Source organism: Brevibacterium sp. UCMA 11752 (assembly GCF_021532235.1).
Taxonomy (GTDB): domain Bacteria; phylum Actinomycetota; class Actinomycetes; order Actinomycetales; family Brevibacteriaceae; genus Brevibacterium; species Brevibacterium antiquum.
Map to the genome: position 1 here is coordinate 3501800 of NZ_JACBOS010000003.1, position 23879 is coordinate 3525678.

At 62.3% G+C, this 23879-nt stretch carries 18 protein-coding genes and 2 pseudogenes; 10 read left to right on the plus strand and 10 right to left on the minus strand.

Features of this window, described 5'->3' with window-relative positions; genetic code table 11:
• Window positions 1-38: 38 nt before the first annotated feature.
• The 3 genes and pseudogenes from HU144_RS15695 to HU144_RS15705 all read right to left on the minus strand — a co-directional run.
• The gene (locus HU144_RS15695) at window positions 39-1013 is read right to left on the minus strand and encodes an NADP-dependent oxidoreductase (RefSeq protein ID WP_235352117.1); all 975 of its coding nucleotides are present in this window, start codon (window positions 1011-1013) and stop codon (window positions 39-41) included.
• Between the two features lie 49 nt (window positions 1014-1062).
• Window positions 1063-1335, minus strand: a pseudogene (locus tag HU144_RS15700) (dioxygenase family protein); the annotation flags it as partial.
• Window positions 1336-1490: 155 nt separating this feature from the next.
• A pseudogene (locus tag HU144_RS15705) lies at window positions 1491-2297 on the minus strand (maleylacetate reductase); the annotation flags it as partial.
• Between the two features lie 481 nt (window positions 2298-2778).
• Here HU144_RS15705 and HU144_RS15710 point away from each other — a divergent pair.
• Window positions 2779-4164, plus strand: coding sequence for an MFS transporter (locus HU144_RS15710; RefSeq protein ID WP_235352118.1), 1386 nt, complete (start codon window positions 2779-2781; stop codon window positions 4162-4164).
• A 47-nt stretch (window positions 4165-4211) separates the two neighbouring features.
• Here HU144_RS15710 and HU144_RS15715 read toward each other — a convergent pair whose 3' ends face one another.
• Together HU144_RS15715 and HU144_RS15720 are read right to left on the minus strand one after the other, a co-directional pair.
• Window positions 4212-5120: a LysR family transcriptional regulator gene (locus HU144_RS15715; protein ID WP_235352119.1), complete on the minus strand. Its 909-nt coding sequence runs from the start codon at window positions 5118-5120 to the stop codon at window positions 4212-4214.
• A 125-nt stretch (window positions 5121-5245) separates the two neighbouring features.
• Window positions 5246-6361, minus strand: a complete 1116-nt coding sequence (locus HU144_RS15720) for a TAXI family TRAP transporter solute-binding subunit (RefSeq protein WP_235352120.1) — start codon at window positions 6359-6361, stop codon at window positions 5246-5248.
• 271 nt (window positions 6362-6632) lie between these two features.
• On the opposite strand from HU144_RS15720, the gene HU144_RS15725 reads away from it, so the two are divergent.
• Both HU144_RS15725 and HU144_RS15730 read left to right on the plus strand, forming a co-directional pair.
• Window positions 6633-8582 (plus strand): TRAP transporter permease, encoded by a 1950-nt coding sequence (locus HU144_RS15725; RefSeq protein WP_235352121.1) that lies wholly within the window; start codon window positions 6633-6635, stop codon window positions 8580-8582.
• 25 nt (window positions 8583-8607) lie between these two features.
• Complete coding sequence (locus HU144_RS15730; RefSeq protein WP_235352122.1) at window positions 8608-10224, plus strand: NERD domain-containing protein; 1617 nt, start codon at window positions 8608-8610, stop codon at window positions 10222-10224.
• Window positions 10225-10294: 70 nt separating this feature from the next.
• Here HU144_RS15730 and HU144_RS15735 read toward each other — a convergent pair whose 3' ends face one another.
• From HU144_RS15735 to HU144_RS15745, 3 genes are read right to left on the minus strand one after another with little or no spacing between them, the layout of a single operon-like run.
• Complete coding sequence (locus tag HU144_RS15735; protein ID WP_235352123.1) at window positions 10295-11875, minus strand: AMP-binding protein; 1581 nt, start codon at window positions 11873-11875, stop codon at window positions 10295-10297.
• Between the two features lie 44 nt (window positions 11876-11919).
• Entirely contained in the window at window positions 11920-12618 is a 699-nt protein-coding gene (locus HU144_RS15740) for a TetR family transcriptional regulator (protein ID WP_235352124.1), read from the minus strand.
• Window positions 12615-13376: an SDR family NAD(P)-dependent oxidoreductase gene (locus tag HU144_RS15745; protein ID WP_235352125.1), complete on the minus strand. Its 762-nt coding sequence runs from the start codon at window positions 13374-13376 to the stop codon at window positions 12615-12617. The genes HU144_RS15740 and HU144_RS15745 overlap by 4 nt, the downstream gene beginning before the upstream one ends.
• Before the next feature lie 222 nt (window positions 13377-13598).
• Between HU144_RS15745 and HU144_RS15750 the strand changes: the two genes are divergently transcribed.
• Window positions 13599-14741: a thiolase family protein gene (locus tag HU144_RS15750; protein ID WP_235352126.1), complete on the plus strand. Its 1143-nt coding sequence runs from the start codon at window positions 13599-13601 to the stop codon at window positions 14739-14741.
• A 37-nt stretch (window positions 14742-14778) separates the two neighbouring features.
• Window positions 14779-15945, plus strand: a complete 1167-nt coding sequence (locus HU144_RS15755) for an acyl-CoA dehydrogenase family protein (RefSeq protein WP_235352127.1) — start codon at window positions 14779-14781, stop codon at window positions 15943-15945.
• Here the strand turns inward: HU144_RS15755 and HU144_RS15760 are convergent, their stop codons facing one another.
• Entirely contained in the window at window positions 15946-16917 is a 972-nt protein-coding gene (locus tag HU144_RS15760; protein ID WP_235352128.1) for an NADPH:quinone oxidoreductase family protein, read from the minus strand. It lies immediately after the preceding gene.
• A gap of 153 nt (window positions 16918-17070) precedes the next feature.
• Here HU144_RS15760 and HU144_RS15765 point away from each other — a divergent pair, with 153 nt between their 5' ends.
• The 4 genes from HU144_RS15765 to HU144_RS15780 are packed head-to-tail and all read left to right on the plus strand — an operon-like array spanning window position 17071 to window position 21977.
• Window positions 17071-18105, plus strand: coding sequence for a phosphotransferase family protein (locus HU144_RS15765; RefSeq protein ID WP_235352129.1), 1035 nt, complete (start codon window positions 17071-17073; stop codon window positions 18103-18105).
• Window positions 18102-18995 carry an SDR family oxidoreductase gene (locus HU144_RS15770; RefSeq protein ID WP_235352130.1) on the plus strand — a complete coding sequence of 298 codons (894 nt, stop codon included), beginning with the start codon at window positions 18102-18104 and terminating at the stop codon, window positions 18993-18995. The genes HU144_RS15765 and HU144_RS15770 overlap by 4 nt, the downstream gene beginning before the upstream one ends.
• Window positions 18979-20184 (plus strand): acyl-CoA dehydrogenase family protein, encoded by a 1206-nt coding sequence (locus HU144_RS15775; protein WP_235352131.1) that lies wholly within the window; start codon window positions 18979-18981, stop codon window positions 20182-20184. Before HU144_RS15770 ends, HU144_RS15775 begins: the two co-directional genes overlap by 17 nt.
• Before the next feature lie 56 nt (window positions 20185-20240).
• On the plus strand, window positions 20241-21977 hold the full coding sequence (locus HU144_RS15780) for a class I adenylate-forming enzyme family protein (protein ID WP_235352132.1): 1737 nt from the start codon (window positions 20241-20243) through the stop codon (window positions 21975-21977).
• A gap of 127 nt (window positions 21978-22104) precedes the next feature.
• Here the strand turns inward: HU144_RS15780 and HU144_RS15785 are convergent, their stop codons facing one another.
• Window positions 22105-22800 (minus strand): GntR family transcriptional regulator, encoded by a 696-nt coding sequence (locus HU144_RS15785; RefSeq protein ID WP_328284304.1) that lies wholly within the window; start codon window positions 22798-22800, stop codon window positions 22105-22107.
• Window positions 22801-22952: 152 nt separating this feature from the next.
• On the opposite strand from HU144_RS15785, the gene HU144_RS15790 reads away from it, so the two are divergent.
• Window positions 22953-23855 carry an amidohydrolase family protein gene (locus HU144_RS15790; protein WP_235352134.1) on the plus strand — a complete coding sequence of 301 codons (903 nt, stop codon included), beginning with the start codon at window positions 22953-22955 and terminating at the stop codon, window positions 23853-23855.
• Window positions 23856-23879 lie beyond the last annotated feature (24 nt).

A 23879-nucleotide genomic window follows, 5' to 3' on the forward strand; every position in this document is an offset into this window, starting at 1 on the left:
TCGCGCGGCCCTCCCCCTCTTTCACTCCCTGGTCATCCCTACTCCATGGTCAGCACCAGCTTGCCTGTCGTCGCGTTCGTCTCACCTGCTTCATGTGCCTTCGCAGCAGCCGTCAACGGGAACGTGGCTGCGATCGTTGCCCGCAGCTGTCTGCTTGCAACGAGCGCAGCGATCTCGAGCATGCCTGCCTGGTCGGCTTCGACGAGGATGGTCTCACCCCTGACTCCCAGGGCTTCGGCCTCCTCGAAGAGCCCTGCGGCCGGGACAGGTACCGTGGACACCATGATCCCACCTGGCCTGAGAGCCCGGAGAGAGCGCAGCTGGTAGTCACCGCCGATGGTGTCAAAGGCGATGTCGATGTCGCGCGCCGCCTCGACGAAGTCCTCCTCGCGGTAGTCGATCATCTCGTCAGCACCCAGGCCGCGGACGAAATCATGCTTCGGTGCACTCGCCGTTCCGATCACGTAGGCTCCTCGCGCCTTCGCGATCTGCACCGCCACGTGCCCCACTCCGCCGGCAGCGGCATGGACGAGAACCCGGTCACCGGGGGCGATCTTCGCAGTGTCAACCAGGGACTGCCACGCGGTCAGCGCCACGAGTGGGATGGCCCCCGCCTGCACGTGGTCGACGGTGCCCGGCTTCGGCACGAAGGCTCGTGCCGGTCCCACAGCGTATTCGGCGTGCGCGCCGACGCCGAAGGGATAGGGCAACATCCCGAAGACCTCATCGCCCGGCTTGAAGAGTGTCACTCCGACACCCACTTGTTCGACCACCCCTGATACGTCCCAGCCGAGGACGAATGGTGGATCGGGGAGGAAGCGGGGGCCGCTGCGGTGCTTCCAATCCGTGGGGTTCACGCCTGAAGCTTTGACCTTGATGAGGATCTGGCTGGGTCCCGGCTTCGGCTTTGGCAGCTCCACCTCGTGGAGAACCTCAGGGCCACCGAATTCGGTCTGACTCATGGCCTTCATCGTCGCTGCGTCTGTGTGGGCACTGTTGTTTGCATCAGTCATATCCTCATCATGTCCGATGCCGAAGATCGACACCAGTGCACCGGGATACTCAGGCCCATTCAGGTGCTGGCCCAATGTCGAAACGCGCCCGCGAGCAGGTCTGGCCCTCCGGGTCACGACCGTCTGGAGTGGGGGTGTCCGCGGTCAGCAGCTCATCGCCCTCGACGAAGATGAGGGTGACAAGGGTGCGCATCTGAGGTTCGGTGACTATGAGGTGCAGGTGGCCGGCCCGCACCGGCGAGCGCCCTGTGTCGGCATGCAGCTGGCCGACCGGTCCGTCATCTGGAATCGAGTACGGCGTCGGGGTCAGGCCCCAGAAGCGAAACGAACCGTCACAGCGCCAATGAGTCTCGCCTCCACTTCAGCTGGGGCGAGACCTGGTCTCCGTTGGCTGCTGTGGTGTCATTGCTGATCGTCAAGGTGCGTCCTCCCTGGCGCCTCAGATCTGGGGCCGGTGCTCGGCTCAGCGGTTGGTGTTCAGCCCAGGGTGGCGGGGTCGCTGCCGTTGAGTGCCGCGGTCAGCAGGTCACTCAGCCCTTCGGCGGTGACTGCACGCGGGTTGTTCGCGGGAATGGCCTGCAGTGACAGTTCGGCTGCGTGGGGGACATCGGCGGCGGAGAAGCCGAATTCCGATAGCGCCGTCGGTGCGCCGACAGCGCCGCGAAGTCTCTGGAGCCCGTCGAGTGCAGTCGCTGCGCCGAAGGCTGCGGCCATGCGCTGCTCTGCGTCTCCGGCGGCCGGAGCGTTGAAGGCTAGGACGTAGGGCAGGATTATGGCGTGCGTCTGCGCGTGCGGCAGGTTGAAGGTTCCGCCGAGCACATGGGCAATCTTGTGATGCATCCCCGACCCCGCCGAGGCGAACGCCACCGCAGCGAGATAGGCGCCGTAGAGGGTGCGTTCGAGTCCGTCGAAGTCCGTCGAGTCTGCCCGCACCGACGGCAGCCCCTCGTTCAGCGCCTGAATCCCTTCGACGGCAAGTGCCTGGTTGATCGGGTCGACTCGGGGGCCCCAGAGCGAGTCGATGCAGTGTGCCAGTGCGTTGAGCCCGGAGGCAACGGCGAGGTCGCCGGGCAGGTCACGGATGAGTTCGGCGTCGTAGACGACTGTCGCCGGCAGAACCGTATCGTCGATGCCGGTCCTTTTGCGGGCGTTCTCGGTCCGGCCCCACACGTTCGTCGCTTCCGAACCGGAGAACGTGGTCGGCACGGCGATGATCTGGACCTTCGTCTCCAGTGCCACCGCTTTGCCCAGTCCTGTCGCTGAACCGCCTCCGACGGTGACGACGAAGGGCGTACGAGCATGGCACCATCCTCGGTGATGCCGCGCACTCGATCCCAATCGAAGTAGAGGTCGTTGGTTTCCCGGTCGTGCCGGTGAACACGGTGAAGCGTGCGTAGTCAGTGAGGTCGTGGGTCGAGTCCCAGGGCTTCAAAGAGCTGTCTGGATTCGCGGACGCCGACGGAGTGCGTACACTACTCTCAACTCACCCCCCAACCGAAGTCCGTCACCAAAGCGATTTTCTGTCAACCGTCGGGAGGTAACGATATCTTTCGAATTCCATGTGAACCTCAACGTGCAATCAGATTTCACTTATTTTTTACATACCCGCTGGTCAGGGCGTCATAACTTTTGAGAGTGCCTGCAGACACGCCGTTGGCTTGACAGCATTTTCGCTTTGATTCGCTCAGCAGATGCTCGTAGCGTACATAGTCGCTTCTCTCATGAGGGCCATCACAATGTTGGCTCCACACGATCGGAGGAACACGTGAGTAACTCCAACACGCATCCCGAGGCCACCATCCCCGCGACCCCACACGAGCCGGACCTCAAGACGGTCCGCAAAGCCGTCGCCGCCTCGGCGGTCGGCAATGCCACCGAGTGGTTCGACTACGGCTTGTATGCGGTCTCGATCACCTACATCACTCAGCACTTCTTCCCCGGCAGCCACGGCCAACTCCTGGCGCTGCTGACCTTCGCTGTCTCCTTCATCTTCCGCCCGCTCGGCGGCATCGTCTGGGGACCGATGGGTGATCGCCTCGGACGCAAGGCAGTGCTTGCGCTGACGATTCTGCTCATGGCCGGATCGACATTCCTCATCGCCTTCCTGCCGAGCTATGCCACCATCGGTGTCGCCGCACCGATCATCCTCGTCCTCCTCCGCGTCGTTCAGGGCTTCTCCTCGGGCGGAGAGTACGGCGGTGCCGCGACGTTCATGGCCGAATACGCCCCAGACAAGCGCCGCGGATTCTTCGGCAGCTTCCTCGAATTCGGCACCCTGGCCGGCATGGCCGCCGGTTCGCTCTTCGTTCTGCTGCTGCAGCTGGGTCTCGGTGAAGAGACCATGATGGATTGGGGCTGGAGGATTCCATTCGTCTTCGCCGGCGTCCTCGGCGTGGTCGGTCTCTACATGAGGACCAAGCTCGACGAATCCCCTGTCTATGAGGAACTCGACGACAACGACCAGGGCAAGTCGGTCAAGGAGGTCTTCCGCATTCTCTTCACCGACTACTGGAAGCAGCTGCTCATCCTCGGCGGCATGGTCGTCGCGGTCAACGTCGTCAACTACACACTGCTGTCCTATATGCCCGCCTACCTGCAGGATCCGGTCGGCATGGACTCGAACTCCGCGCTGACGGTGATGTTCCTGGCCCAGGCGTTCATGATGGTCCTCATTCCGTTCGGCGGAATACTCTCGGACAAGGTCGGACGCAAACCGGTCTGGTACTTCTCTCTCATCGGACTGTTCGTTGCAGCCATTCCGATGTTCATGCTCATGGCCAACGGCTTCGTCTGGGCACTCATCGGCCTGGCCGTTCTCGGCATCCTCTACATTCCGCAGATCTCGACGATCTCGGCGACATTCCCTGCGATGTTCCCCGGCCCGGTGCGTTTCGCCGGCTTCGCGATCTCCTACAACGTCTCGACCGCGATCTTCGGCGGCACCGCGCCCTCAGCCAATGAAGCGATCATCGGGGCCACAGGGAACACGATCGTGCCTGCCTACTTTGTGATGGGTGCGTGTGTCATCGGCTTCATCGCAACCATCTTCATGAAGGAGACGAAGGGCGCGTCGCTGCGCGGCTCTGGTCTTCCCGAAGAGGGCGCCGATGTCGTCTTCGAAGAACAGGAACTCGTCGAAGAATCGAAGTGAGAGTCGAGTTCTGTCCTTGGCCACGTCAGCAGACTACTCAGCCAAAATCATTCACTGGTGCTGCCCACCGTCGGCAGGACGGTCTCTGCAATTGCCAACACGGCAGACAACGATGCGCTTCCATGAGTCCGCAGGTGTGCAAGATAGACCACCGACGACTCGTCCGTAACGTCGAGTGGAACCGTCACCGTGCCGGGCTCACGCATGGTTGCCGCGACCGAGTCAAAGGTGATGGTGATTCCCATGCCCGCTGCGATCAGGGCAGAGATCGTCTGAGCGTCGGGAAGCTCGAGAATCACCCGAGGCGAGAAGCCTGCGTTATAGCACAGTCGGATTGTCGTCTCGCGAAGAGTCGAGTTCGGGTTCGCTGGGAGAGAGAGCAGGTCTTCATCTGCCAGTTCATCGACGCGAATGAGTTTCCTCCGGGCGAGACGGTGCGAGTCAGGCAGGGTGACGACGGGGCGTTCGATCAGCACGGGCCGCCCGGTGATGGTCGGCGGTTGCCGGGTCCACCTCACAAGCGCAAGATCGAGGCTCCCATCAGCCAACCGGGTCAGTCCTTCGTCGGCGAAGACATTGGACTCAATGGCGAACGTGATGCCGGGATGGTCTTCGTATGCCGCCGCCACCAATGAGGCCGCCATGCCACGCGAGGACGCGCGTGCAAATCCGAAACTCAATTGCCCGACCTCTCCAGCCGCCGCGCGCTTCACCGAATCGACCGCCACTCGCTGCAGACCGATCATCTGTCGGGCTGGTTCGAAAAGTGCCGACCCTGCCGGAGCCAGGCGCACGTTTCGAGTAGTCCGCTGGAACAGGGTGGCGCCGAGCTCTTCCTCGAGTTGCCGAATCGTCCGACTCAACAACGACTGCCCCATCCCCAGTCGTTCCGCAGCCCGGCCGAAATGCAGCTCCTCTGCGAGAGCCATGAACACACGCGCCTGTTGAACTTCCACTTTTCACCTTCCACGCCGTTCGTACTCGCTGTCTCGGACGAAAGCGTTTCCCCACAATGACGCATGTTGCGGTGCGCCTGGCCGACTGGTGACCTCAAATTCTAGACCTTGTTGAGCCTCGCCTCTTACAGGTCAGCCGAGACCTTCCACTCGCCCCACTTCTTGGGAATGTCGTCCTTATTCGGTTTGGTGTCCATGAACTTCTTCCATTCCGCGCGAAGCTTCTCGCCTCGCTCGATCAGTTCGTCATTGCGCTTCTGCGCTTCGTCCGTCCACTGACCGTTCTCCTTGAGCCACGCGATAGTGCCCGGGTGGAAAGGAATGACTCGAGGCATGGTCTCAACATCATCGGGCTTCCACCTCGGCGTATTGAGCGTTGACGCTTTGTACTTCGGGAATGTCGATGCCATCGAGCTCACCAGCTTCTTCACCTCGTCCTCCGAAGCATCCGCATAGGTGGAAATCGGCAAGGTGTAGACGAATCCGTGTGTGCTGGTACCCTCCTCTTGACCTGGCGCATCTTCGAACGGCAGGATGTTGAGCTGCGGTGCCAGCTCGTGCACCCGTGCGATTCCCTTTTTGTCTTTGGGATCGAGTTCAATCCAACTGACGTCGAACTTCGACTCGAGCTCGAAGAGCGAAGAACCATAGACCTGCTGATAGAGAGCATCGATCTGGCCTGATTCTAGCGCCGCCGGCTGCTCCGAATAGGCGACGTCGACCAGCTCCACATCGTCCAGGGTCAGCCCCGCATAGGCAAGGTAGGCTTCGATCTTTCCGTTCACTGATGGGTTTGCGGTCACGTTGGGGATCTTCTTGCCCTTGAGATCGGCGGGGGTCTTGATCCCGTCGGCCTTGCGCGTGAGCAGCGAGTGCGGCGACAGCGGCGCCCAGACGACCCGCAGGTCCTGTGGCCCCCAGTTCTCGCTGGCGAACTCGTTCTGCCCCTCGAACCCGAAGATGTACTCATCACCGAGCCTGCCCATCTGGGCGATCCCGGCCTTCATCGGGGCCAGTCGGCCGATCGCTGTGTCGGAGGTGATGATTCGCAGTCGCGCGTCGGTATCTGTCGACACCGCATCCGTCACTGCGGCCAAGTCCGCATAGGTCGACGTTCCGGTGCCATAGGTGGCGAATACCAACGGGTCGCGGATCCCGTTCACCTTCTTTGTCGGCGGGGTGCAGGCGCTCAGTGCCAGCGTAAGAGCTAAGAGAATTGCGAGTAATGCGCGAAACTTCATTGTTCGGCCTTCCACATCGGCATGGATCACGGTGTCGTTCTCAGTGGCACGAGCGAAGTCTCAGAAATCAGACACGGACGTCCCGCTGACATATTGCAGAATATATGAACCTAGATTATTGTCATTCAAGTAATATATGCAACACACCACACTATTCGTCCGGGCACGTCCGCAGCTTTCAAGGAAGAAGTGCAGACGTTCGCGCCGACGGATCAGACGCAGCACCACGACACCGCCAGTGCCCAGGCCGCGAATCAGTTGAGGAACGACAATGAACGTCCGAATCACCCCTTTCTGGAAAGCCACCGTCATCACGCTCACCGTGATCGGCGTGCTCATTGCGATGAATCAGGCGTTCTTCTGGAACCCGGGCGGAATCTCCCTGCTGAAGAACGCGTACATGTACGCCGTCCTCGCCGCGTTCCTTCCCATCGTCTTCATCGTCTTCCCTGCGAAGAAGTCCCAGAATGACAGGCCGGTCCCCATCTACGACATCGCGTTGGCCCTCATCACCTTGGCCACGTGCGCCTACTTCTGCGTCAACGCAGAAAATATCGTGACCTTGGGATGGGACTACGCACCGGTGCCCACTGCCTCAGCGCTGTCATTCGTGTTCTGGATCGTGGTGCTCGAAGCACTGCGCCGCACGGCGGGCCTCGTCGTCACGATCATCGCCCTGGTCTTCTCCCTGTATCCGATATTCACTGCCTACATTCCGATCCCATTCCTGCAGGGAATCCCCTTCGACATCAAAACTGCAGCACAGATCCATGCCATGGGTGTGGACTCCATCCTGGGACTGCCTCTCCAGACCGGTGCGACTATTCTCGTCGGCTTCCTGCTCTTCGGAGTCGCACTTCAGCACTCCGGCGGGGCAACGTTCTTCTACGATCTGGCGATGGGTCTGTTCGGCCGTTTCCGCGGGGGCTCCGCCAAAGTCTCAGTCATCTCTTCAGCATTCATGGGGATGATGAGTGGGTCCGCCGTCTCCAACGTGCTCACCACTGGTCCGATGACTATTCCAGCGATGAAGAAGGCGGGCTTCACCGGACGCTACGCGGCGGGCATCGAAGCGACGGCTGCCACCGGCGGTACGATCATGCCGCCGATCATGGGCACCGCCGCCTTCCTGATGGTGTCCTTCGTCGGCGTCCCATACGGACAGATTGCGCTGGCCGCTGTCATCCCGGCTCTTCTGTACTACATCGGAATCTTCGTTCAGGCTGACGCCTATTCTGCCAAGTCGGGCTTGAAAGGCGTTGCGAAGAATCTTCTGCCCAACGTCGGCAAGGTCGTTGTATTCGGTTGGGCTTATCTCGCGGCTCTCTTCGGCCTGGTCCTCCTCCTTGTGATCCAGAAGAATGAGAGCCAGGCTCCCTACTGGATCGTTGGATTCCTTCTCGTCGTGGCAGTCCTGTCCAAGAAGTACCGCATGGGCCTCAAAGGATTCGGAGAGTTCCTCTACAGCTCGGGCAAGACGATTGCCGAGATCCTCGGCATCATCGCCGGTGTCGGATTGATCGTCGGGGGCCTGTCGATGACCGGAGTGAGCTTGTCGCTGGCTCGCGAACTCGTCAATGCATTCTCCGGCAACCTCATTCTTGTCCTCATCGCCGCAGCCATCACGTCGTTTGTCCTGGGCATGGGCATGACGGTCTCCGCGGTCTATGTCTTCCTGGCCATCGTCATGGCTCCGGCTCTCGTGGAGCTGGGAGTCAATCCGATCGCCGGTCATCTCTTCGTCATCTACTGGGCAACGGTTTCCTACATCACTCCCCCTGTTGCCCTCGCGTCCTTTGCTGCGGCGAACATCGCGAGAACTCCACCGATGCAGACTTCCCTGGTCGCGATGCGCTTGGGCGCCGTGAAATATGTGGTCCCGTTCGCCTTCGCGCTCAATCCTGCCCTCGTCGCACAAGCACCGGTGCCCGAAGTCCTCATCACCTTCGTCTTCGCCATCGTCGGGGTATTCTTCCTCGGATGTGCCTTCGAAGGTTGGCTGGTCATCGTCGGACGCAGGCCCAACTGGATGATGCGAGCCCTCCTCATTGTGGCCGGATTGCTGACCTTTGCACCCGAGCTGGCATTCTCGGTCATCGGCGTTGCCCTCGGAGTCGTCTGCTTCTTCGTCACCCGGTTCTGGAACCTCGGGGGCGAGCATACTCCGGTCAGAATCGACGAAGACGTTCCTTCGGAAGAGTCCGTGCTTGCTGAGAAATAGTCCTATCCTCGGCTAGTCTCGGGCTATGGTCACGTTGATCCCGCAGCAGCCTGATTTCAATGGCTCCACCGCCGAGGCGGCAGTGTGGAATGCTCTGTGCGAGCAGCTTCCCGACGACACGACGATGGTTCACGGCCAGCGCCTGACCGGGGACGACAAGGACGTCGAGATCGACATCCTGGTGCTCTGGCCTGGTTTCGGCATCACCGTCATCGAGGTCAAGGGTGGTCGGGTCGGCGTCGATGACGGGCGTTGGATCACGCAGGATTCTCAGGGTCATCGCAATCGACTCAAGGTCTCCCCGCTCGAGCAGGCGATGGTCGCCAAGCACACCCTCGTCGACTATCTGCGGACCCGGGTCTCAACGTTGCCCGGGCCCATCAGCCATCTTGCGGTGCTGCCCTACACGCAGCTGCCCGAGGACTGGGACCAACCGGACGCACCTCGGCGCCAGATCGTCGACTCCACGCAGCTCGGGTCGATCGCCGATGTCATCTCCATCCAGCTGAGATACGACTTCAACCCTGAGCGCGACAATATCTCCACTCCGCACGAATTCGTCCTCAAGAACCTACGTCGGACGAATCAAGCGGTGGAGAACGTCAGTCTCAGGGCCACGGAGATCTCCGACCGCGCCGATGAGCTCAGCCGGGAACAGGCGAAGCTCATCAGCATTCTGCGCCATCAGAACCGGGCCGAGATCAGCGGCGGTGCGGGCTCGGGCAAGACCTACCTGGCGCTGCTCAAGGCCCAGTCGCTCACTCGCGAAGGCAAACGGGTCGCCCTCATGTGCTATTCCCGCGGCCTGGGCCGGTTCCTCCAGCTCTTCACCGCCCAATGGCCCGAAGAGGATCGCCCCGCCTACGTGGGCCTGTTCCATGATCTGCCGATCTCGTGGGGAGCGGCGCCCGGCAGCGATGACGATTCCGACTACTGGGAGCGCCGCCTGCCGCTGCAGCTCAAAGATCTCGCAGACGAGCGTCCGCGGAAGAAGCTCTTCGACGCGATCGTCATCGACGAGGGCCAGGACTTCAGCCTCCTGTGGTGGGAGGCAGTCCAATCGTGCCTGCGCAATCAAGTCGACGGGACACTCTACGTCTTCACCGATGAACGGCAGCGGATCTTCGGCCGTGAGGGCGAATCACCGATCACGATGAACCCGATCCAACTCGATGAGAATCTGCGCAACTCCGAACAGATCGTCGCCGGCTTCGCCGATCTCGCCCTCGAACAGCCCATTCCCCGCAATGGGCCCGGTGAGGAGATCGAGTGGAGTGAGGTCGACATCGACGATGCTCTCGCCGAGGCGGACTCCCAGGTCGAATCCCTCATGGACGCCGGCTGGAATCCCGGCGACATCGCACTGCTGACAACCGGCAGCAGACACCCGGTCCAACGAGAGATCGTCGAGACCGAAGGCACCTCTGCCTATTGGGATCAGTTCTTCGCCGCCGATGACATCTTCTACGGACACGTCCTCGGCTTCAAAGGTCTCGAACGCCCCGTCGTGGTGCTGTGCATCAACGGCTTCCGCGACCCCGACCGGACATTGGACATGCTCTACGTCGGAATGTCACGGGCGACGACGAAACTCGTCATTGTCGGTGATATGAGCGCCTTCGACCAGGTCTACGGCGACTGAAAACGACCGTCTGCTCGCATCGCCGACTGCTCTCCCATCCGAGTGCGGTTCGCCCTGGCATCGGCACCGGCTACCCTGCCATCGTCGCAGAGTCCGCCAGTGTCGCAGGATCCGGCAGCTTGCGCTTGACCAGCTTCCCGGTCGGAGTTCGCGGCAGTTCCGGGACGAAGTAGAACTCGCGGGGAATCTTGAACCGGGCCAGCCGATCGACGAGCCAGCTGCGGATCTCTTCGGCCTGCCCCGCCTCGGCGACGCCATCGGCCAACTGTACAAATGCGACGGGAGCCTGGCCCAGTTCGTCATCGGCCCTACCCACCACAGCCACATCGGCGATCTGGGGCCGCAGGGCGAGCGCATTCTCGATCTCCTGCGGGTAGATGTTGACTCCTCCGACGATGATGAGACCCGTGGCACGTTCAGCGATGTAGAGGAACCTGTCCTCGTCGAGGTAGCCCATGTCCCCTGTCGTCGCCCACGTGTCCGGATGATCCGGGTGCCTGGAGGCTGCGGTCTTCGCCGGGTCCTTGTAGTACTCGAACAGTGCCGCCGTGGCTTCGAAGTAGATGACTCCGATCTCCCCGGGCGGCAGTTCCTCACCGTCGGGTCCGCAGATGTGGACGATGCCCTTGACTCCGTCACGGCCGACCGAGCCCGGTCTCTCCAGCGCCTGCTGGCTGTCTATGATGGTCAAGCCGTTGCTCTCGGTCGCGGCATAGTACTCATAGATCACTGGGCCCCACCACTCGATCATGGCCCGTTTGACCTCGGGCGGGCAGGGTGCGGCGGCGTGGATGGCGACCTGGAGACTGGAGACGTCGAAGGAGCGTCGCACCTCGCCGGGCAGTTTGAGCATCCGGATGAACATCGTGGGTACCCACTGCGAGTGCGTGGCACGGTGCTTCTCAATCAGGCCCAGAGCCTCCTCGGCGTCGAAGCGGGGCATGACGACGACGGTGCCGCCCTGTGAGTGCGTCGTCATCACGAATCGCAGAGGTGCCGCGTGGTAGAGAGGCGCGGGCGAGAGGTAGACCGTCTCATCGTCGAATCCATAGAGGGTGCGGAACAAACTGATGAGCGGAACGTCTTCATCCTCGATGAGCAGATCGGTGGCTCCGGGCAGGATGCCCTTCGGTCGTCCGGTCGTGCCAGAGGAGTAGAGCATGTCGTCACCGCGAGGCTCGACCTCGGGCCTGAGCGCCGAGGCGGCCGCGAGCACCGCTTCATACTCATCCCAGCCGGAGAAGACCTCCCCCGCCTCACCGTCGGACACGGCATCGATGCGGATCCGGTTCTCGACCTGCCGGCACCCGGCGGCGACCTCGCTCGATTTCTCCAGCTGAGTTGACAGGAGGAGAACTCGAGCATCGCAGTCATCGACGATGTAGGCCGATTCCGCTGCAGTCAGGTGAGAATTGACGACCGTGATGATCGCGCCTGTGCGCAGTGCCGCCCACAGGGCCTCGATGATCTCGAACCGGTTCTCTGCCATGACCGCAATGTGATCGCCCTTCTCCAAACCTATCGAGCGCAGGTGGTTGGCCAGTCGCAGAGACCGGTCCTCGAGTTCGCCGAAGGTGAGCACCGCCTCCGTGTCAGCCATGATGAGCGCGGGTTTGTCGGGGTTCTTCGCGGCCCATTTTCCTGGATACATGTCACTCCCTTGTCATCGTCGACGTCGGTGGTCATCGGGTCGGTTCAGGCTCGGCCCTCGGCAGGTGCATCGGTCAGGAGGGACCGTGCGATCTGCTGCCAGGTTGCGATCATCGGTTCGGTTTGGGGGTCGAGGTGGGAGAACGTGTAGGTCACGGCCATCCCTCGCATGCTCGAGAAGAGCACGGAGAACATGTGGTCGTACGTTGTGTGAGTTGCGATGACCGGGCCGAACAGCTCGCGGGCGTTCTCCCGCACTCTCTCGAACACGCTCTTCTCGTGTGCTCTGACCTTGTCAGCGAGCGCATCGTCGGTCCGCGAGGCGATCCACAGCTCGAGTGCGGTGAAGAAGCTCGAGTGCATCAGCCCCGCCCACAGGGTCGTCACGGCCCAGTCGGAGCGCGGCCCCACCTCGCCGGCGGGCGGACGCTGTCTGGCCAGGGACCGACTGAAGTCGTCGGTGCGGCTTTCGAGATTCCGGTTCAGACGCTGCTGCCCGAGGCGGGTGACCGCAGCCGTGAGCAACTCTCGCTTCGACGGAAAATGGTGCAGAAGCCTGCCCCGGGTCACTCCGGCCTTGGCCTGGACCTTCATCGTTGTCGTCGCCGAATAGCCTTCGGCGAGAAGGCATTCGATCGTCGCGTCGAGGATGAGTTCCTTCGACCGCGCGGTCCGATCCGCCTGACCCACACGGTCGGACTGTCCGCCTCCGGCGCCAGCTGCTTCAGGCTGGTTCACAGTCACTTCGGGGCCATCCGGATCGCACCGTCGAGCCTGATGACCTCCCCATTGAGCATCGGGTTGGACACGATGTGCTCAGCCAGTGAGGCGTACTCATCGGGCTCGCCGAGGCGGGAAGGATGGGGCACCTGCTCCCCCAGGCTCGCCAGCGTCTCCTCGGAGGCCCCTTGCATGAGCGGTGTCTTGAACGTGCCGGGAGCGATGGTCATCACCCGGATCTTGCTGCTGGCCAGATCGCGGGCGACCGGCAGAGTCATTCCGACGATGCCGCCCTTAGACGCCGAATAGGCGGCCTGACCGATCTGTCCGTCGTATGCCGCCGCCGAAGCGGTGTTGATGATGACGCCGCGCTCCTCACCGATCGCGTCGATCGCCTGCATAGCCGCCGCACCGAGGCGCAGAACGTTGAAGGTGCCGATGAGGTTGACGCTGACGACCTTGGCGAACATGTCGAGTGGGAACGGCCCCTTGCGGCCGGAGACACGAGCCGCACCGCCGATGCCCGCACAGTTGACGACAACGCGCAGCGGACCCATCGCAGCAGCGGCATCGACGGCGGCCTGTACCTGCTCCTCGCTGGTGACGTCGGCCGCGAAGAAGCTGGCGTTCTCGCCGAGCTCGGCGGCCGCATCGTCCCCGCGTGAGCTCGGCAGGTCGACGATTAGCACTTTGCCCCCGGCCGCCAGCAGTCGCTTCGCCGTGGCCAGGCCGAGCCCCGAGGCTCCGCCGGTGATGAGAGCAACCTGGTCGCGAATCTCCATCTGATGACTCCTCTGCATTCGCCGAAACCACTACCTGGCGAACTTACGGTCCGTCTTGACTGTTTCTCGTCTTCGTGAAAATCTTAACGCACAATCAGTTATCTGGGTCACATTCTTCACGCCGGATTTCTTCGCCACTCGGCGCAGAAGCCGGCGCAGATTCCGGCATAGGAACCGGCACGGAAGTCGGCACCGCACAGTCACCGTCACAGAGGAGCACAGATGAACGACGCAGTCATCGTCGCCGCACGGCGCACACCGACAGGAAAGCGCAAGGGCATGCTCGCGGGCATCCACCCGGCCGACCTGGGCGCCACCGCCGTGGCCGACGTCGTTGCCCAGACCGGAATCGATCCGGCAGCCATCGACGACGTCATCTTCGGATGCGTATCCCAGTCCGGCGAACAGACCGGTGACATCGCACGCACCGTCGCCCTATCCGCCGGGCTCCCCGAGTCGGTGCCCGGCGTCACCGTCGACCGGCAATGCGGCTCCTCGCAGCAGGCCGTGCACTTCGCTGCGGCCGGGCTCATCGCCGGTCACTACGATGTCGTCGTCGCAGGCGGCGTCGAGTCCATGTCCCGCGTACCCATGGGCTCATCTGCCGCCGGCGCGTCCCCATACGGTGAGAAGTTCAACGCCCGCTTTGACAACGTCAAGCCGAACCAGGGCATCGGCGCTGAGATGATCGCCGAACAGTGGAAGCTCAGCCGCACCCAGCTCGACGAACTCGCCGTGCGCTCCCACGAACTCGCAGCCGCAGCCACCGATGCCGGTCACTTCGACTCACAGATCATCCCCGTCCCCACGCACGCCGGAGAGGTCAGAACCGACGAGGGCATCCGCCGCGGCACCAGTGTGGACACGCTGGCCGGTCTCGATACCGTGTTCAAACAGGACGGCGTCGTCACTGCCGGCAACGCCTCTCAGATCTCTGATGGTTCGGCAGCCCTGCTGATGATGACCTCGGCCAAGGCCAAGGAACTTGGCCTGACTCCGATTGCGAAGGTGCACACAGCCGTCCTCGCCGGCGCCGATCCCGTCATCATGCTCACCGGCCCCATTCCCGCGACCGCGAAGGCGCTGAAGAGATCCGGGCTCTCCGTCGACGACATCGGAGTCTTCGAGATCAACGAAGCCTTCGCTTCGGTGCCCCTGGCCTGGCTGCAGGAGACCGGCGCCGACATCAACCGCCTCAACCCCAACGGCGGGGCCATCGCACTGGGCCATCCCCTCGGCGGCTCGGGTGCAAGGCTGATGACGACGATGATCCACCACATGCAGCAGCAGGGAATCCGCTACGGCCTGCAGTCGATGTGCGAGGGCGGCGGACAGGCCAACGCCACCATCCTCGAACTGCTCTGAAACTGCCTGAACCCGATCGACGAAGAGGACACCACCTGTGAAGAGAAACCTGTACAACGAGGACCACGAAGCCTTCCGCGGCACCGTCGCAACCTTCCTCGACCGTGAGGTAGTACCCCATGTCGAGGCCTGGGAGGAAGACCATCTCGTCGACAGATCGATGTGGAAGAAGGCCGCCGAGGCGGGCGTCATCGGCCTGACCATCCCCGAGGAATTCGGCGGGGCCGGGGTCGATGACTTCCGGTTCGAGATGGTCCGCAGCGAAGAGATCGCCCGCCGAGGTGTCGGCGGGACCACGAGCGGATGGGGCGTGTCCGACGGCATCGTTCCCGGCTATCTTCTGGCCTTCGGCACTCAGGCTCAGAAGGAGAAGTACCTGCCGGGCCTGGCCTCGGGCGATTCGATCAGTGCGATCGCCATGACCGAACCGAATGCCGGCTCAGACCTCCAGGGCATCACGACCAAGGCCGTACGCGACGGCGACGACTGGGTGATCAACGGTGCGAAGACCTTCATCACCAACGGCTATCACTGCGATTTCGTCATCGTCGTCGCACGCACAAATCCCGATGCTAAACCGTCCCAGGGCACGTCCCTGTTCATCGTCGATGACGGCACACCGGGCTTCGAACGAGGACGCAAGCTCAAGAAGCTGGGCATGGATGCCCAGGACACCTCGGAGCTGTCGTTCTCCGATGTGCGCGTGCCCGCCGATGCCCTCCTCGGCGAGCTCGACCAGGGGTTCATCCACCTCATGGTCAATCTGCCGACCGAACGCATGCTCATCGGATCCGGGACGTTGGCGGGTGCCAGGGCAGCACTTGCATGGACAGGCGAGTACGTCTTCACCAGACCGGCCTTCGGGCAGACGATCGGTGACTTCCAGAACACGCGCTTCGAGCTCGCCGAGCTCGAGACCCGCGTCGATGCCCTCGAAGCATTCGTCGACCGCTGCGCCCTGGCCCTCAACGCCGGAGAACTGTCTCCCGTCGATGCGGCCAAGGCGAAGTACCTCGGGTCTGATCTCGAGATCGAGGTCATCAACCGGTGTCTGCAGCTCTTCGGCGGCTATGGCTACATGCTCGAATACCCGATCACCCGAGCGTTCAAGGACAGCCGCGTCCAGGCGATATTCGGCGGATCGAACGAGGTGATGAAGGAACTCGTCGGCCGCGATATCGCCAAGCGCTACCGCAGGAAGTAGTCATTCGCCTTTGACTTCGAGGAGGACCTTTCCCTGGACGCTGCGTGAGTCGAGTTCGCCGATCGCGGTCGCAGCGTCGCTGAGCGGGTAGGTGCCGTGGATCGCGGGATTGAGCTTACCCGCAGCCACATAGTCAGCGATCGCGTCCCACTGTTCGGCGATGTAGCCGGGCCGCTCGCGGGTCGCGGCACCCCAGGCCACACCGTCGACGGAGATGTTCTTCAGCAGCAGACGGTTGACCTTGACCGAGGGGATCTCACCGGCGGTGAACCCGAGGACGAGAAGTCGGCCGTAGGGCGCGAGGACTCGGGTCGAGTCCGTGAAGCGGTCCCCGCCGACCGGGTCGAAGACATAGTCGACTCCGTTCGGGCAGATCTCCTTGGTCGCGTCCTTGAAGCCCTCTGCCATGACCACATGTGTAGCGCCGAGCTCGCGCACCGTCTGGGCCTTGGCCTCGGTCGAGACCACGCCGATGACCTCGAGGCCGATGGCCAGCGCCATCTGCACCGCCGCCGATCCGAGTCCCCCGGCTGCGCCATGGACGAGGATGGACTGTCCGGCCTTCGCCTGCGCCCTCAAGCGCAGCGCGAAGTCCGCGGTGAGCACGTTCATCGGCATTCCGGCAGCGTGGGCCAGGCTGATGCCATCAGGCACGGGCACTGTCTGCTCGTCGGAGACGACCATGAACTCCGCGAACGAGCCTTTGCCTGGAATCGCAGCCACACGGTCACCTACGGAGAACCGGGACCCAGGGCCCGCCTCGGCGACGATGCCGGCTGCTTCCGACCCGAGGACGAAGGGCAGGTCATGCTTAACCTGGTACATGCCCCTGGTCTGGAGCAGTTCGGGGAACGTCACGCCGGCATAGGCGACCTCGACGAGGACCTCGCCGTGCCCCGGAGTCGGCCGGTCGACTTCCGCAAGCTCAACATCGTCTGGTCCGGTCAGGGTGGCAACGCGAATGGCTCTCATGATTTCCTCACTGTGGATGAAAGAAGCGTGGGATGACCCACTCATCACTATCACATTCACTGGTGACCGGCATCACGATTTCAGCTTGACTCCCACGCCTGGGTTGAATACTGTGATTGAAACTGAACGATTGTTCACTCGGGAGGGTCGACGTTGACCACAGCACCTGCAGGATTCGATCCCTCAACCATCGGGCGATGGATTGAGGACCGGTTCGGAGTCACGGACTTCGGCGTCGAAGTCATGTCCATCGGACGCTCAAATCTCACTTTCACGATCACCGTGGACGGACTCCCGCGCTGGGTGCTCCGACGGCCACCGCTCGGTCACTCCGGTGGAAGTGCCCACAATGTCTCCCGTGAGGGTCGGATCATGGCAGCGCTGTCTGACAGCCCTGTGCCCGTCCCCCACGTCATCGACATCGTCGACGACCCTGAGGTCCTCGACGTGCCCTTCGTCTTCATGGAGCACTGCCCCGGGTTCGCCATCAATGAACCCTCCGATTGGGCGCGGATACCTGCTGGACCGGGAACCGACGACAAGCGGGCGTGCGCGTTCGGCATGGTCGATACGCTGGCGGCGATCCATCGCGTCGACATCGACGAGGTCGGCCTCGGGGATCTGCGCCGAAACGGCGGTCTCATCGAACGGCAGCTGCGACGCTGGCTCGGGCAGGTAGAAGAGATCTCCATGCGCGACATCCCCATCATCCATGAGGTCCACGACGCTCTGGCGCAGAGAATGCCCGATCCGGCCGGCAGCCCCGTTGGCCTGGCCCACGGCGACTTCAAGCCCAACAACATGATCTTCGCCCCCGACGGCGGTGTCAACGCGGTCGTCGACTGGGAGCTCACGGCAGTCGGCGAGGTGCTCACCGATCTGGGATACTTCGTCGCGATGCTCACGGTACCTACGGACTACACGAGCATCTGGGTGCCGACCCCCGACCTCGGTTTCCCTGAAGCCGAGGAGATCATCGACCGCTACAAGGAGGTCAGCGGACACGAGGTCCACGACGTCGGCTACTACGAGGCCTTCGCGATGTGGAAGCTCGCGTGCATCCGCGAAGGTGTCTACACGCGCCTGGTGACCGGCAAGATGGGAGACCTCGATCTCGATCCGGAAGCCGCCGGCGCCGGGGTCGAAGACCTCGCTCGCCAGGCTCTGACCCTTCTGGAGAAGTCATGAACGCACCTGAGAACAACACGACGGCTTCCTTCGGCAATACGACGGTCTCCGGCGGCGGTGTGAAGAACCCCCTTGCCGACAAGCGCGTCATCGTCACCGGCGGCGCCGGCGGGATCGGTGCGGCGCTGGCGACCGAATTGATCGCGCGCGGTGCTCGAGTCGTCCTCGCCGATCTCTCCCCCGCGGTCACCGACACCGCTGCAGTGCTCGGGTCCGGTGCGCAAGCGTGGGTGGGCGATGTATCCTCGGTCGACGGAATCGACGATCTCATCGCCTTCACCGACGACCGCCTCGGCGGGGTCGACATGTACTTCGCGAACGCCGGCATCATCGGTCCCGCGGGACTCGGTGATTCCGACGGCGATTGGGACGCGATCATCGACGTCAACCTGCGCGCCCACATCCGCGCAGCCCAAGCCCTCATCCCCCGCTGGCAGGAGGCCGGGGCAGGATATTTCGTCGCGACCGCCTCGGCGGCGGGCCTGCTCACACAGATCGGATCGGCCGCGTATTCGGTGACCAAGCACGCCTCGGTCGGGTTCGCCGAATGGGTGTCCCTGACCTACCGCGATGATGGAATCCGGGCCTCGGTCATCGCGCCGATGGGCGTCGACACCGATCTGCTGCGCGCCAGTGGTGCCGATGGGCCGGCACAGGCAGCAGTCACCGAAGCCGGCACGGTGCTCACACCCGCCGCCGTCGCGAACGTCGCCCTCGATGCCGTCGAAGCAGAGCAGTTCCTCATCCTCCCCCACCCCGAGGTGCTCGACATGTACCGCATGAAGGGCAGCGACTACGACCGCTGGCTCAAAGGCATGAGCCGCTATCAGAACCGACTCAACGAAGCCAACCGACTCAAAGAGGAGACCACACATGCTGGAAACGACTGAACGCGGCCGCGACTACCAGGAGCGCCTGTCGAAGTTCATGGACGACTACGTCTACCCCGCGGAGTCCGTCTATGCCCAGCAGATGGCGGCGGCAGACAGCCCGCACACGCAGCCGCAGATCCTCGAGGACCTCAAGGCCGAGGCCAAGAGCCAGGAACTGTGGAACCTCTTCCACCCCGATCCCCAGTGGGGGCCGGGACTGACGAACCTCGAGTACGCGCCCCTGGCCGAGATCACCGGCCACAGCATCGAGATCGCGCCGGAGTCCATCAACTGCAACGCCCCCGACACGGGCAACATGGAAGTCTTCACTCGCTTCGGCACCGCTGAGCACAAGGAGAAGTACCTGGGGCCGCTGCTCAACGGTGAGATCGCCTCGGCATTCGCCATGACCGAACCCGCGGTTGCCAGCTCCGATGCCACGAACGTCGAGATGCGCATGGAACCCACGGAGGACGGCTTCGTCCTCAACGGCCGCAAATGGTTCGCCTCGAATGGCATGCACCCCAATTGCCGTGTGCTCATCGTCATGGGCAAAACCTCGCCCGACGCCGAGGTGCATCGTCAGCAGTCGATGCTCGTCGTCCCGATCGATGCCCCCGGTGTCACCGTGGTGCGCAACCTCCCAGTCTTCGGTTACCACGATCGGGAGGGCCACGCCGAGATCACCTTCGAAGATGTCCGTGTCCCCGCCAGCGACATTCTCAAGGGCGAAGGTGAGGGCTTCGCGATCAGTCAGGCCCGTCTGGGCCCGGGCCGAATCCACCATTGCATGCGTGCGATCGGTGCGGCCGAACGAGCACTGGAGCTCATGGTCAAGCGCGCCGAGGAGCGGGTGACCTTCGGTGAGAAGCTGTCGTCTCGTGCGAACATCCAGGACTGGATCGCCGAGGCCCGGATCGAGATCGATCAGGCCAGGCTGCTGACGCTGCATGCGGCGGACATGATGGACAAGCACGGCAACAAGGTCGCGAAGAACGAGATCGCTGAGATTAAGGTCGTCGCCCCGGTCATGGCGCTGAAGATCATCGATCGTGCGATCCAGGTCCACGGCGGCGCCGGTGTCACCGAGGACTTCCCGCTGGCCAGCATGTGGGCGCACATGCGCACCCTGCGCCTGGCCGACGGCCCCGATGAGGTGCACAAACGCTCAATCGCTCGGAACGAGATGAAGAAGTACCGCAAATAGCTGGTCAACTGGACAAGCTGTGCGCCACCCCATTCAACGATGAAGGAAGTGAAGAGATGAGCACGTGGACAGACACCCGTCCCTGGCTGAAGACCTGGGGAGATCTTGCGAACGAGCCGCACACCTTGGAGAAGTCCACAACGCTGCGCGACCTGGCCGCGACGGTCGCAACGTACGGTGATGAAGAGGCCATCAGCTACTACGGGCTCACGCTGACTTGGTCGGAATTCGACCGGTACTCCACCGCATTCGCTGCTTATCTGTCGGAGCAGGGCATCGGGTTCGGCGACCGGGTCGCCATCTATGATCAGAACACTCCCGCCTTCATGATCGCCACCTACGGAATCTGGAAGGTCGGTGGTGTGGTTGTGCCGCTCAATCCCATGTATCGAGGCGAGCTCGAGCACATCTTCGCCGATGCCGAGGTCAAGGGGCTCATGGTCTCAAAGGCTGCATTCCTCAATCGCGTCGCTCCTTATGCGGCATCTCTTCCTGTGGTTGTGCTCAACGATGATCGCGGCTTCCAGACCGATGGCCCCGAGGCGATCTTCTCCATGTTCGATGAGCTGCCCGGAACTCCTGGTGAGAATCCCGGCGCGGATCAGGTGCCGAATCTCCCCGATTTCCAGGCCGTCGTCCAGTCCAGGCTGGATACCGATTTCACACCGGTTGCTCCGAAGCCCGAAGACAGAGCGATTGTCGTCTACACCTCGGGGACTTCGGGCCGGTCGAAGGGAGCATCGGGGACTCACGCCTCCGTGTCGAGCAACTCCCGCTACTGTGTGCGGACACCGTCGTTCGAGCCAGGCGATGGCTTCCTCACTTTGGCGCCGATCTTCCACATCACTGGCTTCGTCTGCCAGTTCATCGCGGGTGTCGCCGGGGGCGCACGTCTGGTCCTCAACTATCGTTTCGACCCGGGATCGCTTCTCGAACTCTTCCTGCGCGAGCGGCCGACTTATATGGCCGGACCGGCGACGGTCTACACCGCGATGTTGGCTCATCCGTCTGCGACACCCGATCACTTTTCATCGTTCAAACGCATCATGTCCGGCGGTGCGCCGCTGCCCGAGGGATTGGTGAACAAGTTCGAGCAGAGGACCGGCGTCTACATCGGCCAGGGATACGGCCTGACAGAGACCTGCGCTCAGGTCGCCACCGTCCCCCCTGGACTGCGAGCACCGGTTGACCCTGACAGCGGCAATCTCTCCTGCGGTCTGCCCCAGCCGGACACCATGATCCGCATCCTCGATGACTTCGGCGAACCACTGGGCCCCAACGAGATCGGCGAAGTCGCCATCTCGGGACCTGAGGTCGTTTCCGAATACATCAACAATGAGAAGGCCACCGCCGAACAGATCCCGAATGGGGAGCTGCGCACCGGCGACGTCGGATACATGAACGAGGACGGATGGCTCTTCATCGTCGATCGCAAGAAGGACATGATCAACGCCTCCGGGTTCAAGGTCTGGCCGCGGGAGGTTGAGGACGTCCTCTACACACACCCTGCAATCCAAGAGGCAGCAGTTGTCGGCATTCCCGACGAGTACCGCGGCGAGAGTGTCGCCGCGTTCGTGACTCTGCAGTCGGGCCCTGAAGCCGACGAGGTCACCGAGGCTGCGATCGTCGAGTTCTGTCGCGAGAAGTTGGCCTCGTACAAAGCGCCACGTCAGGTGACCATCATCGACGAGCTGCCCAAAACCAGCTCAGGCAAGATTCTGCGCCGCACCATTCGCGCCGATGCCGTTGCTGCGGCCCAGGAGGCGAAAGCAGGGGCAGCCGGTACCGACTGATCCGCCAATCGACTGCACGCTGCCAATGACGTCAGCCTGCCACGGCCGCCGCGTCTGCTTGACGCGGCGGCCGTGTTAGTTTGTTTGGGCATTCCGGACGGGCGGCTGCGGTGGCGGTTCTGCTGCCTCAGGCAGAAGTTTCCGTTGCCTTGATCTCGACTGCCACACTGTTGAGATGTGCCTGCATTGCGTTCGCGGCCGCATTCGCATCTCGGCTGCATATGCCTTCGATGATGGCCAGATGCTGGGGCAGCGACTCTGCAGGTCGGCCCGGCTTCTGAGCCAGTCTGTACTGGTAGCGAACCGCTTGGCCTCGCAGGCGCTTGATCGTTTCGGCTGCAACCTGCTGTCCGCTGATTTGGATGATCAGCGCGTGCAGCTCCTTGTTCCCCGCAGAGTAGGCTTCCCTGTCATTGTGTTCGACGGCTTTGCTCATCCGACGGCCGATCTCGCGCAATTGTTCGATTTCCGTGGCGGAAACTCGTTCGGCCGCTTTGCTGGCGCAGAGTGACTCGAGTGCGCCCCTGACTTCCGTGATCTCAACGGCTTCATCTGCAGACACGGCTCTTACACGTGCGCCGCGGTTCTGCACGCGTTCGATGAGTCCTTCTGAGCTGAGCTCGGTCAGGGCTATCCGCACGTTTCCACGCGACGCTCCATACTCCTCGGCCAGATCAGCTTCGATGAGCCGCTGGTTCGGCACCAATTGTCCGGACACGATTGCGTCGCGGAGTCGACGACCGAGCTCAGCAGCGGTGACACGTAACGCGCCGCTCGATTGCCTATCCGGTCTGCCTCTCGATGCCTCTGTGGAGACGCCCATTCCTATTCACTCCGAAACTTGATGTGCTCGTCTTACACAGACTATCTGGTGATGTCATCGAAAGTTGACCTGAATTTGATTGTCAACATTATTGTTAACAATGTAGAGTCAGTTGCATCAGCGACGATTAATAAGCCAGAAAGGCGACAATGATGTCCTTTGCACCTACGCCAGGTTGGTTGGATTGGGAACGCAATCGATCAGTGCCGGACCTCCAATTACCGGTAGGAACGGTTGACGCTCATTGCCATGTGTTCGGCCCTGGCGATGTCTACCCGTTCTCTCCAACCAGAAAATACACTCCGTGTGACGCTTCGAAAGCGGATCTGTTCCAGCTGCATGAGGATCTCGGCATCAGTCGTCGAGTGATCGTCCAAGCGACTTGCCATGGCACTGACAATTCTGCCCTTCTCGAGGTGCTCCGAACGGCTCCGTCGTCTTCACGCGGCGTCGTCTCCGTATCGCCTGAGATCACCGAGAAGGAACTGAGCTTGCTGCACGAGCAGGGTGTGCGCGGGGTCCGGTTCAATTTCGTCAAGCGTCTGGTCAGTCGTTCTCCGTTTGCCGAACTTAAGCTGATTGCCGACAGGATCAAAGCTTTCGGATGGCATATCGTCATCTACTTCGAAAGCGCAGACCTGCCTGAGCTCACCGATTTTCTCGCCGGGCTCCCCGTCCCCCTCGTTGTCGACCATATGGGCCGGCCGGATGTTTCAGAGTCAGCCGCTGGACCCGAATTCACCAGTTTCATCTCATTCGTCGACAGAACTTCGGCATGGGTCAAGGTCAGCTGTCCTGAGAGAATCTCGCGCTCGGGGCCATACGCACAATCAGGTGAAAAACACGTCTACGAAGATGTTGCCCCCTTTGCTCGGCGGGTCATCAGAGAATTTCCCGACACTGTGCTCTGGGGCACCGACTGGCCACACCCGAATCTCAAATCACACATGCCCGATGACGCCGTCCTGCTGAACTATCTGGCTCAGATCACTGAATCGGACGCTCAGTTACGGCGAGTGCTGGTTGACAATCCCACCACACTCTATTGGGCCTGAGCCTTCCGGAAGCGAGCACGCAAA